This window comes from Vibrio sp. 1F253 (assembly GCF_041439295.1).
GTDB classification, from domain to species: domain Bacteria; phylum Pseudomonadota; class Gammaproteobacteria; order Enterobacterales; family Vibrionaceae; genus Vibrio; species Vibrio tasmaniensis_A.
Genome location: NZ_JBGONU010000072.1, coordinates 1 through 17086 on the forward strand (window position 1 = coordinate 1; position 17086 = coordinate 17086).

Sequence of the window (17086 nt, forward strand, 5' to 3'; positions counted from 1 at the left end):
ATCCATTTTTCACCCCAACCCCTTTTAATATGGGCGACTTTACCTAATAATATAATGCCTTAGAGAAAGCACAAATTATGCAAGCGTTTAACGAAGTGGCCCTGCTTCCCTCAATCCAATCCCACACCCTACGGCGCATTGAAATCAATGCCAATGGTTGTCTGTGAAAAACATAAAGATAATAAAAACAAAAAGTTAAAGATATAATAGTCGCTTAAAGTAACGTGGAAAAAATTTCAGAAATTACACTAATTAGCCGATTAAATTTCAATGGATAAATATATTTTTTCAATGATTATTAATTGATCCCTTATAGGTAAAGCGATGAGAGCGTTTTCAAGGTCCTTTAATTGGAAATCATTGAATGTTGATTGAGCCCTTTATTGACAATGCTTGAAGGGTCTTTTATAAAATTAATTGATTGAAATTTCATTTGAATAACAATGCTTTTAATTGGGATTGAGGAGGGCAATATGACACGTTCTTATCCGCTACAAAGTTCTTTACGTGGAAAGTTAGCGCAAGATTTTAAGACGTTTAGGGATAAGGAAGCATTAAGTGATGCAGAGGCCACACGCCAACTTTTGATGTTGGCACTGCGCATCAAACTCAATGACAGTGAGGATGATAGTCCATCGAACCGTGCGTTGATGGAAGAGATTTATCGTGTCGTTCGTGGCTCATCTGCGATCACTGATGTGGTTCATGGACAAACCTTTGATGGTGAAAAATTATTCCGACAACAAAAAGAATCCAAACCCTTTAGGCAACAGGTGAAATCTGATATCGATAATAAAGTCGATGAGTTTCTGGCAGGCAAAAAAAAAGGGTAGTCCATTGGACACCCCTTTTTCTACCGCTCTAACTCTCTATCTAGTTTATTATCTTGGTCATTGTTGTTGTCACGCTCCTGATTAAAATCAAACGTTTTTTGAGGGGAGGGTTCTTTGCTGTCGAAGTGTTCAAGCTCTTTATCTTTGATTTCTTTTGTGTGTTGATTAATATCAGTGTCCGGCTCGTTGGTTAATGAATCATGGTCTTGAGTGGGTGTGTCGAATTCCTCTTTTTGTTGATGCGTTTGTTGATGGTATTGTTCAATACCCTGTTTAATTTCCTCAAGCATATCGTCAGGTGAAACAAACTGAATATTTCTCCCTGAAAAGTTGGCCATGATTTTTTCAACGTTGTTGGGATTTAAATCAGTATTTTCTTGACTCAGTACAATCACAATGTTCTGTCTGAGTTCATCGGTGGAGATATTCTGAATGTCATTCTTATGATTGACATTGATAATGTCGTATTGGCCTTGATGCGCTTGATTAATAATAAAAGCATTCTCGATTGAGGTACTGATGATGGTGGTGTGCAAATCACTGCCTTGATGGAATCGCGTTATTTTTTTGGATTTCGTGCCTAATATCCGTGGGTTGATATCGAGTGCCGGATCTTTATTTCCTTGCCCGTCTAAATAAGTCACTTCAATCGCTTTTGTTTCTCCTTTTTTATCGTGAATGTTAGTTATCATTGCCGAGTGAAATGTCTGGTCCTCCGAGGAGTACACTGCTTGATGAAAATGAACATGGTCACTCTTAGGGTGTTCAATACCTAATTTATTGAGGTAAGTTTCGGCTAATGTGCCTGTGAGTGGCTGACTGGTTTGTATATATTCTTTCGCTCTCTCTTCAAATTGTGCCATGTGTTTTGGCGTAGTAGTCAGTAATTGTTCATGTTTAGGGTTGGCGGTGAGTTGGTATTTATTAGGATCATTAAGGATGTTGTGGGCTTCTTTCATTGCCTCCTTATAATTTATTTCCTTATGACTCATCATCAAATTGATTAATGAGCCTTTTTCACCGGTGGTATAGTCTTTAAAATACCCTCGATATTCCCCCGTTAATGACACTTTTAGAGCCGATTTACCGATACCAAAGGTTAAATAGTCACGGTCTGATTTAGATGGGTTCGGTTGTCCCAATAGGTTGATGGCTAAGCTTTCGGTGTATTTAGGGAGCGCTTGGTTGATGTGTTCTTTAAATTGGTTGTAGTCAAAATCTCCGTTTCTATTTTGATAACGTACGTCTTCATGAGGCAGAGCTTTGTCATTAAAGTAAGGGGTACTGTGTGGTGCAATGTTTTCGATGGTTTCAATGGCACTGTGTTTATTGACCTCTTTTGATAACCAGCTCTTCATCATCTGTTTTGGGTTATCGGTAAAAAGTTTGACATGAGTGCTCGCTCGGCTCAAATCGATGTAAGCGCGTCTTAAGTTCGTCAGTGCGCCTTTGCCTTTGAGAGTGGTAATGACGTACTGATACGTCGCTCCTTGCGCCATGTCCGCAGTTCTGGTGTAAGCGTAATCCCAATGCCCATCTTTGAGTTGGTTTGGATTGAGGTTTAACGTTTGCCCTTCTTTCGAAAGCGCGGTGATTTCTTCCTTGGTGGCACGGCTGATGGTGTATTCCACATTGGCTTTAATGCCTCGCGCTTTGTCGGTAAAGCGGGTCATGATTTTATCACCGGTTGAAAGCGGCTTTTCTGATTGAGCGAAGAGTGACGTGTATTTGTGGTCTTTGTTGCGTGGCAAAAACGGTTTTGTCTTACCTGTATTCACGTCTTGAAGTGTCACCACTCCGTGCTCCGAATCAATGTGGGTAATGATGTCGTACTCTCCTTGCTTGGTGCTTAAAATGAGCCCTTTCTGATAAGGCATCATGGTGGCTAACTCTTCTTTGCTATCACCTGTAGAGCGCAATCGGGTGGTGATGATGTTCTCTTGGCCTATCTCTTGTGTTTTCATCAGTCCGACACGAATGTGCTCAGTGATGTGGTCACGCTCATTATTCGTGTAAGCAATGATAAGCGTGTTTTCTCGCGTTTCGGGCGTACGGGCAAGGTAGTCCTGTGCTACAGCGTAAGGCAGCTTTTCGGTGGCAATAAGCTGTGCTTTGCTTTGGTCTTTCGCACTCTCATCGAGGGTGGAGATAATATGTTGCGTGCTATCGAGTGTATCAGGGCTTTGCTGAGAGAGTTTATCGAGGGCGCTGTGTGGCTGCTTATCCACAATGTTGTGTACGGCACCAAGCAGTATTTCATTCTTCTGACGAATGATGTCGGTCATAAAAGCCGTATCGATGAGTCCTTGTCTCATGCTCAATTCAAACGGTTTACCGGCATTAAGAGAAAGCAGCTGCTCTTTATCCCCAAGTAAGGTGGCTTTGGAGCCGCTTTGTAATACAAGGTCGGTGAGCTCTTTGGCTTGTTGGTTGCTGACCATGGAGCTTTCATCGAGGAAGAACAGCGTGTTTTTGTAGTCCTCTGGTAAGGTGATGCCACGTCTTAGGTCGGTCAGTAAGCTTTCCAGCGTTTGCGCTTGTATCCCTTTGCTTTCCAGTTCGCTGACGGCGGCGTGCGTTGGTGCAATACCTATGATTTGTGAAGGTGAGTGTTTACTGGCTTGGCTAGCGTGTTGAATCAATTCAATGTTGGATTCGAGTAGGGTGGATTTACCGGTGCCCGCTAAACCTTGCACGGCCACAAAACTGTCTTTGGTCGTTGAGATAAGGGTGATGCCGTCCTTTTGTCCTTGGGTAAGGCGAGGCTGTGCATCGAGATAATCTCTGACTTGTCTGTGGGTGGCAAACGGCTTGTGTTGATTTTTCCCTTGCTCAATGTTCCGCAAAATGTGCTTTTCGGTATCGAGCGCCGCTTGGGTGGTCCAGCGTGTGCCGTCGCTGTATTCGGCAGAGAGGGTGTCACTGCGCTTGGCGAGCTCTGTTTCAATTTGATCTTTGATTATCGGTTGATTGGCCTCTTCAAAAGCGTAACGGATCGCTTCGACGACTAACTCTTTTTGTGTAAACGCCGCTTCTTTTTCAGAAAGATGACTCAGGGCAAAGTTCAACGCTTTCTCTTGCAGTGGTGAATTTTGCTCTTTGTTTAAGAGGGTGAGGGCTTGCTGGATGTCGCTTTTGACGGTGATGGCGGTGGTGTCAGTCAGGTAGCGGTCGTTGACGCTTTGAGTGTGCATCACTCGCTCGATGGCAGAAAGCTTCACTTCGCTTTTCTCAAGCGCGGCCTGGGCTTTATCGGGGTTGTCGGTAAACACATCGATGCGCGCGCTTTTCTCGGTCAGATCATGGAAGAGCGCTTTGGAGAGCGTAAAGGCTTTGCCTGAAATGAGAGTGTGCGGCCTTGGTTCGATATGACTGGCGGAATGCACATAGTCGTATTTTAGTGGTGCGTCTTTCAGGGCTTCAGCGGGGATGGTTTTCGATTCGCCTTGCGTGTCCGTTAACGTCAGGGTTTCTTTAGATAATCCTGTGACCACGTAACGTTCATTGGCGTTCAACCCAGATGGAAAGTGCTTACTGGTGGTTATGAGGCGTTCACCTTGGTTAACTTGCAACGATTCAGGTTTAAAGACCTGCATGTTGAGGGCTTTGAACTCGGTGGAAGCGGGATCGAGGGTGTATTCTTTTCCATCGGTTTTGCTGAGTACATGGACTCGATTGTTTGTCTTATCCGATGTGGAAACCACTAACTCTTGAGGTTTTCCGTCTTCCCAATGGCGAAGGGTCATGCCCGGCTTGTAGTGTTGCGCTAACTCCTGTTGGGGTTTAGACAAATAATGAGGTTGCTGAGTCAACAAGGTGATGCCGCTGCGGGCAAGTTGACCCTGGTTCTGTAGAGAGGTCCGGATCGCGTCCGTCAATCGTCGTTGTTCAACGTGAGAAGTCGCCAGCACTTGTGTGTCTTCTTTGTTTGATAAGTAGGTATAAGCTCTGGCGAGGGTGCGCGTATCACTGTCGTGCAAGGCAACCTTACTGTCTATCTGTTTGCTGTCTACCCAAGAGTGCGAGACGACGTTGCCTTTGCGGTAAAGCTCGATGGCGTTATAGGCTTTAAAACCTTGGCGACTGGACGTGTTGTTCAGCAAGATGACTTTGCTCCCCGAGCCCTTAGCTTTTGCGTTTAAAGCGATCAACTCATTCGCGCTCATTTTGTGGGCGCTGTCGACGAGAAGGACATCTTTGTTGGTCATTGGTAGGTCGGAGTGCAACAAACTATGGACAGAGTGACGATGCTCTTCTTGAAACCGGTGTTTTATCCAGGCTGCGACCGTATGACTTTCACGTTGGATGGTTTGGCTATGACGGTGTTTGTCTTTGGCGTTTTGTGACACTAAGTGGACACGTTTACCGACATGGTTGCCGACGTTCAATAGGTTTTGCGCGATTTGCTCACTGTTGCCAAACACATTGACCACATGAAACTGTTTGGTGGACTGGTAAATGTCCGCCACCTTTTGGCAGTTGCCTTGAGTGAGGGTCAGTTTATCTAACGTAGCGTCATTGACGGGAGTACGCATATGGTGCGTACGCCCTTTGCTGGCCGCCATTAACGCTTGTTCGGTTTTCAGCATGGTTTGAGTGGTGTATTGACCTTTCATGGAAAGGGGGAGAAGCGCCCCGTCTTTCACCCATTGGTCTGCGACCACTTTAAGGTCGATTGCATTGGCTTGTACGCCGCCCTTGGTAAACTCGGCCGCGGCTAATTCTATGATCTTTTGCAGTTTTAGTGCCGTGTTGTATTGCCCCAAGTGTTCAACGGCGCGACTAAACGCGTCTTTAGCGATTTGTTCAGGGTGATGCTCTTGTTGAGCGATGCCGAGGGCGTTTTTAACCAAGTCTTTGGGCTGATAGCCTTTGTTGCACACCGTTTGTTGCCAGCGAGTATTGAGCTCGGCCTCACTTTCGTAGGTTTTGGCTTTGCGAGTATCGAGTGCGGCTACATCTTTTGCCGCTTGCGTCCCCCCAAAATCTAAGGCTTGTTGGTCGAGCTGTTGTTTGCGAGTAGAAAACGTATCAAGGAGGATTTGAGGGAGGCCTTTGGCTTCAAATTGGCCGTTACCCAATCCTTGCATTTGATAACCCATTTGTTCGCTCTCTTTGGCAAGCTGACTCTGGTAAATAGCGGTGTAGTACTTTTGGAAGTGGTAAATGCGCTCGCCTGTTCCATTGATGACGCCGCCTTTTTGTTTGAGAGAAGAGGCGAGTGTACGCAGTTGCCCTTCTTTGTCGCGCGTCATGTTTGCCGTCAAAGCGTGGGAATGGAGTTGTGGGTCGTTTTCACGACTGGTTTTATGGCGCACGACCGCAAAGGCCATGGATTCGGTATTGATGAACTCACGAGCGCCTTCGTCATTGATGTGCGTGGCTTGTGCTACGTCTTTTTCTAATTGCGAGAGCGCGAATTTGACCGCCGTGTTATGCGCATCGATTAAACGTGTGTCACCCCCGACGAGAGCAAGTACACTGACCGATTTTGGCGCAGAAAAGGTTAGGTCAAACCCCGATTTATGATCGTCGCGTTTGCCTTTGATGGTTTCATGGCCTAGGTGTCCAGATAAAACGGACTCTAACGTTTTTTGGTCAACCGGTTTACCGAGTAGGCCTGCTTCTTCGGCTAACTGACCATGCCAAAAGGTGTTTTCATTGGTACTGTTTTCTTTGAGGTAGTAGTTGTCGTTGCTGTCTTTTTCGAGAGAAATGTCAGGGGTCTCTTGGGTGTTTTCTTCGTTTAAGTAATACTTGGCGGCGCCAGAGGCGGATTTAAGAGGGCTAATGGACATCATAAGGTGTTCTCCTTTTTTTGGGGCGCAGCAAAGCCGCCACGTCAGCGGAATGCCGGTGAGTTGGGTGTGGTACGAATGGGTTAGCGGACGGCGTTGATGTGAATGAAAGGGTGGTAAAGGGTTTTTACAGGGGAGGGTAAGATTGTGTTCGGTCTCTAAATGTTCCTTGATGTTTCATTTCGTGTGGTTAATCGTACATCTCGCCCGTTTCTGCTTGTGTCATGGACGCCTCTTCGGTTTCTCGCTGTAGTGCATTTTGTGTGTTTTCAGCGAGCTGTTGGTTTTGGGCAGCGTTATTGGTCGGTTTTTCCTTTTTCGGTGCTTTGGCAAGGGTTTGTTTTTGATGGGTTCTGGTTTGCTGCTGCTCTTCTTCGTTTTCATAGGTACTTTGCTGAATGGCGAGTAATCGGTTTCTTTGGGTTTCATCGAGTTCATGCAAAGCAATTAACTCATGAAAAATCAAGGCTTGGTCGATACTCTCCATTGCTTTCCCGCCTGGTAGGTTGCGTTTGATGAAGGAGGGTTGGAGATTGCTCATGCGGTCGTACTTCAGTTGCAGCTTAGTGATGAGCATGGAGTTAGGGGTGCGTAAGTAACACTCTAAATCATCCAAACCTTGGATTTGGGCAGGAGAAACCACAGGACGCGTTTTGTTTTGGTGGCCAAGTGAGACACCGTCACGCAGTGCGTTCGCCCCGTAAGAAATATTTTCTCGTGAGATATCGATTTCTTGCTCACCAAGATCATCCGAGGAAATGGTGGCCATCGCTTTTGAAGGGGCGCGGAAGAAAAAGCGCGTGTTGAGCAAATCAAAAATGACTCTCGCCGCGTTGCGCCCGTAAGTGGTTTCTAATTGAGCGTAAGATTGCAAACCCAGTAAATAACATCCTCCAAATTTACGCACTTCAGAAATAATGTGCGTGAGTTCAGGCAGTTTATGTAACGTAGGCATTTCATCGATGATCACCCAAATTCGGCGGTCGTCATCGGGCTCCATTCCTAGAATGGCGTTGGAGGCAATCGCAAGCCACATCGAGATCAGTGGTCTGAGTGCGGTGTGTTGTCTTGCGTTACTCGATAGGAATAAAAATCCTTGCTGGGATTCATCTTGCACCCAATCTGTGATCGAAAATGGCGCCCGTTTATGGTGGCCTTGTGCGTCTTTTTCATCCAAACCATGTAAGTAACGTAATGACTTAATGTAAGTCGCTAGTACCGATTTGATGGAGATAGCTGTCTTCTCGATACTTTTCGAGACGAGGGAGCTAGCTTCGGTGTCTTTTAAGTGTTCACCTAGCGTGGAAAGCTCCGACGTTAAGATAATGTGCAGCAAATTTTCAATGGTACATTTGTGTTTGTCATCGATCATCATTTGATAGGTGGTTGCTGCGAAAATGGTTCGTGCGGAATCCACCCAAAACGGGTCGCCTTCGCCGTGTTGCGGAATAAGCGCGGCCGCGAGCGATTCAAAGTCAGGGGCTTCTTTGGCATCACTCCAAATATCCCATGCAGCGCAACGCTCATCGAAGGGATTTAAAATCACGTCTTTATGAGGGTCATAGAATTTACTGACAAAATCGCAGCCTTTATCGTAGATGATGGCTTTATCGCCTCGCGCCCGTATCCAGCGCAATAACTTGCGAATCGCAACGGATTTACCTGCGCCTGTGGTGCCGTCAATCATTAAGTGCTTGACCTCAAACCTATCAACAAAAAGCTTGTGACCATCGAGTGCAAAAGGAGAGAGTTTTTTCTTCTTTTTCAGCTCTGCGGTGACGGCTTTAGGCTCAGCCAATTGAAAGCCGCGAATGTGGTTATCTTCGCTTTGCTCTTGCCCTTTTCTCTTAAACCAGTGGTTGATAATCACAAACAGCACGGTGGAAGTGGCCACAGAGACCAGTAGGCCAATGAACAGGGCTTGCAGCAATTCTTGGTAGCACTGTGACAAGATGGGGTTTTGCAGTTGTTGGCCAAGGGTGCTGCTGTAGCGTTGATCTTCCCATTCGACCACTACGTTGCGCTTTAGGCTAAAACCTAATTTGTTGAATAGCCAAAATAGACTGTAGTAGTAGGCACCGGTTAATGTGCTGGCCGAGGTGAGGAGGTAAGTAGTGATAAGCCCGAGCAAGGCCGCGAAGATATTGAGGTACTTGATTGTGGTTACGTTCACTTGCCACCACATTCGAATGTTATGGAAAGTGATTTGACCACCACGAGTCGTAGACATAGAAAAACTCCTTGTGAAGGAAAACAAAAAAGCGCCCACACTGAGTGAGGCGCTTTTGTTCGGTAGAATGAAATCAGGAATAAGGTGACAGGTTACAAAGGAGGTGTATTACGAGTGCCAAGGCTAAGGGACGACAGAATTGTTTGGTGCTCGCATTAAGATTGACCAGTTTCAAAACGTTTTTGGACATAAATGTGTTTCAGGAATTCTAACATTAGCGATTAATGAATAACTTTTTATAAGGCAAACTTGCCAATTAGTACTTCTTCGTACAGTGCGCACTTTGTCTGATTATGTTTAATGATGCATATCTTATAAAATCAGTTCAACCTCTTGTATTTAGAGCTTTTATCATTTAAGTATCGCGAAATGAGTAAGAATTACATTTTTCGAGAGTTAGAGTGCCAAATGACGAGGTAGCTGAACTGTGTTTCAAAACTGTGAGGACTGGGTACAGTTCAAAATGTTATACGATAGAATGGAGCTACCAACTGGCCAAGTGGTTAGGCCACAACAAATATTAGCAGGAATTGCTCTTTTTGGGGATTCAATCGGATCTAGAGATTAAAACCTCAACGCACCTACTAAAACTTGCTAGAAGCATTATCAAAGATCAGGCCATAGAATACGTATATTGTTGAACATTAGGTGAATGATCTAAGTCGCAGTTTATGCCATATGAAAGTGATAGATTAACTCTCCTTATAAAAAGATGAGTACTATTATGAAAAAGTTGTTATTACTCGTTGGTTTAACTATTTCTACAGTTTCAATGCCGACATTGAGTCATCCCGGACGTACAGCTTCTGACGGTTGTCATTATTGTCGAACAAACTGTTCAGCTTGGGGTGTTCCTACGGGGTCAAGACATTGTCACGTTCATGCTGAACCTACTAATAAAGATCTGGAAAGTTCTGAGATAGTAAAAAAGCATAGCGACGACGATGGGCAGTTTGTAACTATAAAGCATGATGATGTATGGACAACATTCATATCAACAGCAGTAAAAGCTGACGATATGTAGCAAAGCACTTGCACGTACTGTTGATTTTAATAAGCCGGACTCATTGAGTTCGGCTTTTTCATGGCTTAAACTACATCGATAGCTTCAGGCCAAATAAAGTAAGGACCAAATCGTTTGCTGTATTTGAATTCAGCACCTTGTTCTTTGCCTGATTCAGTTAAAGTGTGTTTCCCATCTTCTAACGAGAGATACCCTTTCGACACACAGGCTTGAAGAAAATCGTCAGTTTTTAGCTTATGTTTCTTTGCGAGTTTAGAAGACGTAACTTTCGTTTCTTCAAAAACTGCATTTGATTCATCACTAATTGCAGGTTCAGCTGCGTCAGATGAAACCTTTTCTAGTGAAATCCTAACTTCATCACTAATACGAATAATACGTTGAGCTTCTTCATAAGAGTCTTTGTAAATCTCTGAGTCTTCATCTCTGTCGATGAAGATACCCATTTCATTATTATTTACTTGGCTGAACTCATATAGGTTTAAGCTAGTGATGATACAAGAGCTTTCGTTAATGTAGCACTTAGCGTGAAGGTTTTTACAGAAACTAGTACGGATGTAAGATAAACCTTTAAGCCAGTTAATCTCATCTGGTTGTAGTTCGCTTTTTCCATAAACAATTCTGATGTCGATTTTTAATCGATCTTTATCTTCTAGTAGCTCTCTGATTCGGTCATTAAGTTTCAAAAAAGGGCTGATGAGTATCAACCTTTCAGATGCATTCTTAATAAGTTCTTCTAAATAGTAGTTTGTAGCACTTGTGTTTAAAAACTTAGCCATTTCATATCCTTGACATATAAAATCTAACGCATACAAATTACGACGAGAACACAGTTAAAGCAAGTTGGTCATTTGATACATCAAACATGACGCACAATATCTGATTATGTTTGGTATGAAAGGCACAACCTATTGTTTATTCTGATTTTATCAATGCTATTAGACGTCGATGCACTGGTTTGGTCTTGTTAAGGCGATAGGCAAAATCAAAAACTAGGATGAGAAAAGTATGGTTTATCAATGCGAATTCAAAGTATAAATTACATTAACTAACACGACGTGACTCTTGTTGATAAGGTGACCATGACTGGTGCAAAGAGGTGTCTTGTTTGTGGATTAGCCAGTCCTCCTTTTTGGTCATATCAAGGAGAAAGAAGCCGGACTCATTGAGTTCGGTTTTTTAACAACAAAAAAGACTACAAACTAACTATTTCCCCATAGCATCCTTTTGTTCTTGAATGACGTTGCGGCATTTTCTAAGGAAGGCATGAGAGTTAATTTAGATATATCTAACCTATATAGAAGCTTCAATAATTCTTTAGCTTCTGACGACGGTAATGATAGACGAACGGTTGGAGGACGTGCGTAATTTAATGACTTCGAGCGTTCACTGATCACAGTTTCTTCCAAAGTCGGCCACCGTTTTTTTGCTTTATAAAAATGATTAGACGTGTTCACTAGGGTGAATAAACCTCGTTGCGCGCGTAAAAAATTGTTATTAACTTTGGGCGTCGAGATTAAGTTTATACTTTCAATATTTTTGATTATGTTGGTATTAATACAAAGAATGGAAAAATGAGTATCCGGTGCATTGTTTAACGCTGAATTAGCGGCGAAATAGGCAGCTACAAAAGGAGACTCAGTCCAATCTAATAAACGAGTCGGTACACCATGGTGTTGTGCCAAAGCAATACTAGGGAGAAGTTGGTGATCGAATGTATCATCGTCTTCAGTTACTACTCCTTTGAAAAGGTTGTAATCAATAGGAGTCTGTAAACCGATATGATCAGCAGCTTCTAGAAATAGATATACAGAGCGAATTTCTGCATGATTATGAAGTTTCAAGTATTGGCCAACATCACTTCGATTTACTGGAGATTGAGGCGTGAAATCCTTCAAGCTACTTTCGTCACGGTGAGCAGTTGGCAATAGAGACCAGGACTTGTTACCTTGTCCACGAAAAATATAGTTACAAACATATTTTTCACTCACATCAAATAAGCTTTTTGGGTTGAAAATGTTATCACCTAAGAGTTCATCAATAAGCTCTTTTGCTGATTCGTAAGTAATATCTATGTCGTACATGAGTAAAACTCTTTAAGTATAAGCCATTAAAATAGTTTCTAGCGAGAGTCTTCAGTTTTAGAAGTTCCGAACTTAAACTAACATGGTAAGTCTACTAGAGTTTTCTATTGACTAACAATCACTTATCTCTAGGCGTGTAAAAACTAGCGCGCAAGCTTGCAACTAGAGCAGGGCTATGTGAGTGCTGATAGATAGGTCGAATTTACCTCCGTGATACATCACGGGGAGTCACCGTGAAGAATATTATAAGGATGGATAACTTTCTAGAAGGGCAAACGTACATAAATAGGATGTGAATGAGTTCAAATTCTACCCAACAATGGTTGGGTGGACGACATATCTTTCTTTCGTTCCCCTTGAAAACCTTTCTTGGTGCCTATATATGCATATATGCAATGTTGCATAATTTAAAGGAGGTTTTTCCGATGAACGATTGGGATTACGTGAATTTTAGCGAAGTTCATGAAATGAATTATCATTTAGGGCTAGTTGGTAAATCGAAATCTGAAGACAACAGAAAGTACCTAAGAGATAACACTCAATGGACAGCAAAGAACAAGTTGGACAAAACACGCATTACACACACTGAGTTTAAACCCTTTGTTGTAGCCGATAAGCCGTATTTGCAAGATCCAGCTTAACGCGGGAATTGTAGATAAAGACGTCTCCCATGAGGAGGCGTTCTTCGTGACAACACAGCACTACTTGTTAAGCGTTTTGGTTCTATTCAGTTATCTCCCCCCAGAAATACCACTTTGAGTCTTATAATCTGAGTTAGCCCAGCTTTAACGCCTCTGGACACTTTCGAACTAGAAATTGTCACGGTAAACATTCTACCTATCAAGATTCTTGATGTTTATTAGCTATTGTCTTTGCTATTTGGCGAAATATCAATAACTAAAGGGATTGCAAAGTAAGTTGTGGGAAGCTAACGCGATAAGTAAAATTAGCGCTAACTAAAATGTCTTATTTTTGGCTAATATTACATGAGGTTACGTTAAATCTGGCTCTATTTATCTCTAACTTGAACCATTGTTGATTTATACAGATCAGTAAATGTTGGTTCCTCATCTCGATTATGAATGAACACAAAAACGGATCAGATAAACAATGTAGATAAGGGCAACTCGACAGCACCTTATGACTGTGAACCATGTTATAAAAATAATCCTTAATCTCCTCTTTCACTTTCAAAGTTGGAGATAAAGCCGAACCACTATTAAATCAACGAGAATATATAATGTTAGAACAATTAGAGATGATTCTTTTAAGCCTAAGTGCTGGGGTTGTAAGCACCCTAGTAGCAGTGCTAATCATCGGTGTATTCTTTGTAGCAATTTGGCTAGGAAAGAAAGGCAGAAACAGAGATTTCGTTAACTACGCACCAACTCTTTTAACCACATTGGGTATATTCGGTACGTTCTTCGGGATTGTGCTTGGCTTGTTAGAGTTCGATCAAAGCAATATCGAAACAAGCATACCTCCACTTCTAGCTGGTCTTAAGACAGCGTTCATAACGAGTCTGATGGGGATCTTCGCATCTCTATTACTTAAGACGCTCAGCACTATTCCTCTCTTCAAACCCAAAAAAGCGAAAGAGCAAAAACTTGGCGCGACACCGGAAGATATTCTTTCTGCAATACAGTCTCAATCCACAGAAACAAAGGCTTTGAAAGATGCTCTAGTCGGTAACGAAGAGTCTACGTTGCTTGGTCAATTCAAGATGATTCGCAGCGACATAAACGACAATGCTAAGCTATCCCGAAAGACGCTTGATGAAAGGGCCGAAACTGAAGAAGAGAGATTTAAAGAGTTTTCCACGAATTTGTGGCTCAAGATGCAGGAGTTTGCCGATGTCTTGTCGAAATCTGCGACAGAGCAGGTTATAGAGGCGCTTAAGCAGGTTATTACTGACTTCAATAGCAATCTGACAGAGCAGTTTGGCGACAACTTCAAACAGCTAAACGAGGCAGTGTTGCTTCTCGTTAGGTGGCAAGAAGATTACAAAAACCAACTCGAGAAAATGCAGAGCCAGTATGAGCTGGGCGTAAAATCAATTGCCTCTACCGAGTCTTCGGTCGCGACAATCAGCGAGCACAGTAAAGTGATACCTGAAGCTATGATTCAACTTAAAGAAATCATGGAGGTCTGCAATCACCAAATATCTGAGCTTGAGAGTCATCTTGGTGCATTCAGGGATATGAGAGACAAAGCGGTTGAAGCTGTGCCGGAGATTCAAAACCAGATAGAGAATGTGGTGAGTAGTATATCTAAATCAGTCGAGACTGCTAATACCCACTATGCCGATATGCTCACTGAAGCCGAGAAAGGCATAAACAATGTCAGCGAAAAGCTAATAGAGAGCTCTGAAACTATCGGCAAGTCTATAGATTTGGCTGCAACTGAATTTACAGATAATGCAGCTAGAACGAACGAAAGCCTCAAAACAAGCTCCGACTACCTTCAAGACCAAACTGGAATTATCAAGCAGCACCTAGAAGACGCTGTTTCTGATCTGAATAACACTATGCGCGGCATGATTGAAATGCTAGTTACTGATGCCAAGCAGATGTCAGAAACGATGACCACCGCTAACCAGAACCTAGTTACCGATACCAACAAAGTGTCTGAGGCGATTGTTAATTCGGCAGATAAGTTACAACAAAGGTTGTCTGACGTTATCGACGAGGCATCAACTCAGCAAATTAATCAAGCTAGACGCACGTTCGAGGCGATGGAAGAGAGTATTCGAAACCAAGTCGGGTTAACTGGCGAGGCGGTAGATTCTCAGCTCAAGTTGATTGATGAGTCTATGCAGCAAGAGATTAACCGTGTCATTACTGAGATGGGACGAGCTCTTACTCAGGTGACAGGCAAGTTTGTAGAGGATTATGTGAAGCTGACTCAGGCAATGAATGAGATCGTTAACGAGCGAGTTGCCTAATGGACAAGATATTCGGTAAAAGCAATGCCGCCGAAGAGGAGAATGGAGAGCATTGGCTTTCCATCTCAGACCTAATGGCCGGCTTAATGATGGTGTTTTTATTTATCGCCATCGTATTCATGCTCAAGACTCAGAAAGAAAGCCAGAAGATAAAAGATGTAGCAGTTGCCTATCAAGAGAACCAAGTTGCCATTTACGATGCTTTAGTGAATGAATTCAAAGGCGATTTGGATTTATGGGGAGCAGAGATTGATAAGGAAACTCTGTCATTCAACTTCAAGTCACCTGACGTACTGTTCGCAAACAACCAGACAAAGATTAAGCCTGCTTACAAGAGGATCTTAAATCAGTTCTTCCCACGCTATATCGAGGTTCTTAAGCCGTTTCGCGACTCGATTGATGAAGTGAGAATTGAGGGGCACACATCTAGCGCAGGTCTTAGAGGCTCAACCAAAGAGCAGGCTTATTTTTACAATATGAGGTTGTCACAAGGTAGAACGCGCTCCGTTTTGCAATACGGCTACAGCTTAATGCCGGAAGAGTCAGATTGGATAACTTCCAGAGTAGCTGCGGTTGGGTTCTCTTCCTCGAGGTTGGTCAAAGTAGACGGGTTAGAAGACCCAGAGAAATCACGTCGAGTCTCGTTTAGAGCCATTACAAACGCTGACATACAGATAAAACAAATTCTTGGTGAGAACTGATGAAGTTAAATATCGACTTTGGCGCCCTGTATAAAGCTATTGCCCCGTTGGGTGCAGTGAGATCTGATTTTACCTTAACAAGGCGCTCAGACAATCTAGAGAGCGTTACTCGTGGTCTAGTTCAAGGCAAGGTACTAGGTAAAGACATTCAGTTAGATGAGATTGACGGCTCAAATGGTGTACTAAGTTACGACGGTCATCAGGTAATGCTCTACATACCCGACCAGGGGCCAAGCATAAGCGAAGTTATTAGTAACGGTAAGTGTAAGTCTGCAAGGCGTGTTCATGTCGCAGAGTGTAAAACAATAATTGATATGCGCGAAAAAGGGCGTTTTCACAATAGATATGTGGTGACAAGTCGAAGCGATGGCAAGTTTCCGGTCTTTGGTCGTTCTTTTCACTCAGGTCAGGACTCAAAGGGTGAATCTGATTTATCACCATGCATTATGTGTATGAAGGAACTGAATGTAGAGGGCTATACCGAGAAGACATACGAGGAGCAGAAATCGTTCATTATCAATTTCTCGTTCGTGAGGTTGTTTGAGTCATACAGTTCCCACTTCGAGACAATACCAACCTCTACTGCCGATTACTACAGTGGTGGGTACTCTCCTGATTGGGCATCGATATCATCGAGCTTCAGAAGCGAACTGAATTACACCTGTCAACATTGCAGTGTTTGCTTAAAAGATCACAAAAAGCTACTTCACACTCACCATGTTAACGGGAACAAGGCAGACAACAAGAGGGCGAACCTTAGAGCCTTGTGTGCTGACTGTCACAGGAAACAGCCTCATCATGGTCACTTGTGCGTGAGCAACGAGACAACTTTGACCATCAACAAGCTAAGGGAAGAGCAGGGCGTTGTAACTCCGTTTGACAGCTACCAAGATCTAATGCTTTATGCCGATCCTGCTCTTGTTGGCTTAATATCAAAGTGTCAAAAGAATCGACTTCCCTGTGGCAAGGTTGGCGTAAGTAAGAACATAAAGGGAAATGAAGTCTCTATTGACTTGTGTTGGGATAATCAGAAAGTGGCGGTGGTGATTAATCACAAGAGCTCTAGAGAGCTTAAAGGCGCAGGATGGTCGGTATATACAGTTCAAGACGCATTAGATAGATTTGATTTGTTTCAAGGCGAGGTTAGATAGCCAATTCCTTTTTCATATTTTCACTCGAGCCAGACCATTGGTTTTGCCCTTTGATTTAAACTATCAATATGAGTTGATTTTTCTGTTCGTTAGAACTAACATAGCTTTACTACCTACCCATTATCTCGTGTGGCTTGACCCCAGATACTGGGAGAAATTGCCACTCTTTAGAGTGGTTTTTTCATTTCTGCAGCTAAGAAAAATAATAATGAAAACCAGAGTTTATATTGATGGTTATAGTTTTTACTACAATTGCCTGAAAGGGACACACTGATCTGCTCCAGTCAGACTGGACACTTAGCTAAGCGACATTTCGCTTTTCAA

At 43.1% G+C, this 17086-nt stretch carries 10 protein-coding genes and 1 pseudogene; 7 read left to right on the forward strand and 4 right to left on the reverse strand.

Going from position 1 to position 17086, the window contains the following annotated elements; genetic code table 11:
* The first annotated feature begins 473 nt into the window (after positions 1–473).
* Complete coding sequence (locus tag ACED28_RS21495; protein ID WP_016800258.1) at positions 474–833, forward strand: hypothetical protein; 360 nt, start codon at positions 474–476, stop codon at positions 831–833.
* 20 nt (positions 834–853) lie between these two features.
* Here ACED28_RS21495 and traI read toward each other — a convergent pair whose 3' ends face one another.
* Positions 854–6634, reverse strand: a complete 5781-nt coding sequence (traI, locus tag ACED28_RS21500) for a conjugative transfer relaxase/helicase TraI (RefSeq protein WP_371710701.1) — start codon at positions 6632–6634, stop codon at positions 854–856.
* A gap of 187 nt (positions 6635–6821) precedes the next feature.
* Positions 6822–8861, reverse strand: a complete 2040-nt coding sequence (gene traD / locus ACED28_RS21505; RefSeq protein WP_371710702.1) for a type IV conjugative transfer system coupling protein TraD — start codon at positions 8859–8861, stop codon at positions 6822–6824.
* A 369-nt stretch (positions 8862–9230) separates the two neighbouring features.
* Between traD and ACED28_RS21510 the strand changes: the two are divergent.
* Positions 9231–9502 (forward strand): annotated as a pseudogene (locus ACED28_RS21510) (regulator).
* An 83-nt stretch (positions 9503–9585) separates the two neighbouring features.
* A complete protein-coding gene (locus ACED28_RS21515) occupies positions 9586–9885 on the forward strand; it encodes a hypothetical protein (RefSeq protein WP_133152788.1) in 300 nt (99 codons plus the stop codon).
* A gap of 65 nt (positions 9886–9950) precedes the next feature.
* Here ACED28_RS21515 and ACED28_RS21520 read toward each other — a convergent pair whose 3' ends face one another.
* Positions 9951–10661, reverse strand: coding sequence for a phospholipase D family protein (locus ACED28_RS21520; protein ID WP_017061854.1), 711 nt, complete (start codon positions 10659–10661; stop codon positions 9951–9953).
* Positions 10662–11084: 423 nt separating this feature from the next.
* A complete protein-coding gene (locus ACED28_RS21525) occupies positions 11085–11966 on the reverse strand; it encodes an FRG domain-containing protein (RefSeq protein WP_017061853.1) in 882 nt (293 codons plus the stop codon).
* Positions 11967–12391: 425 nt separating this feature from the next.
* Here ACED28_RS21525 and ACED28_RS21530 point away from each other — a divergent pair, with 425 nt between their 5' ends.
* The 4 genes from ACED28_RS21530 (at position 12392) to ACED28_RS21545 (ending at position 16762) form a co-directional block, all read left to right on the forward strand.
* Positions 12392–12607 (forward strand): hypothetical protein, encoded by a 216-nt coding sequence (locus tag ACED28_RS21530; RefSeq protein WP_029236513.1) that lies wholly within the window; start codon positions 12392–12394, stop codon positions 12605–12607.
* Positions 12608–13206: 599 nt separating this feature from the next.
* The gene (locus ACED28_RS21535; protein ID WP_017102787.1) at positions 13207–14910 is read left to right on the forward strand and encodes an anion permease; all 1704 of its coding nucleotides are present in this window, start codon (positions 13207–13209) and stop codon (positions 14908–14910) included.
* Positions 14910–15611: an OmpA family protein gene (locus tag ACED28_RS21540; protein WP_102556623.1), complete on the forward strand. Its 702-nt coding sequence runs from the start codon at positions 14910–14912 to the stop codon at positions 15609–15611. Before ACED28_RS21535 ends, ACED28_RS21540 begins: the two co-directional genes overlap by 1 nt.
* Positions 15611–16762 (forward strand): HNH endonuclease, encoded by a 1152-nt coding sequence (locus ACED28_RS21545; RefSeq protein WP_017102789.1) that lies wholly within the window; start codon positions 15611–15613, stop codon positions 16760–16762. The genes ACED28_RS21540 and ACED28_RS21545 overlap by 1 nt, the downstream gene beginning before the upstream one ends.
* Positions 16763–17086 lie beyond the last annotated feature (324 nt).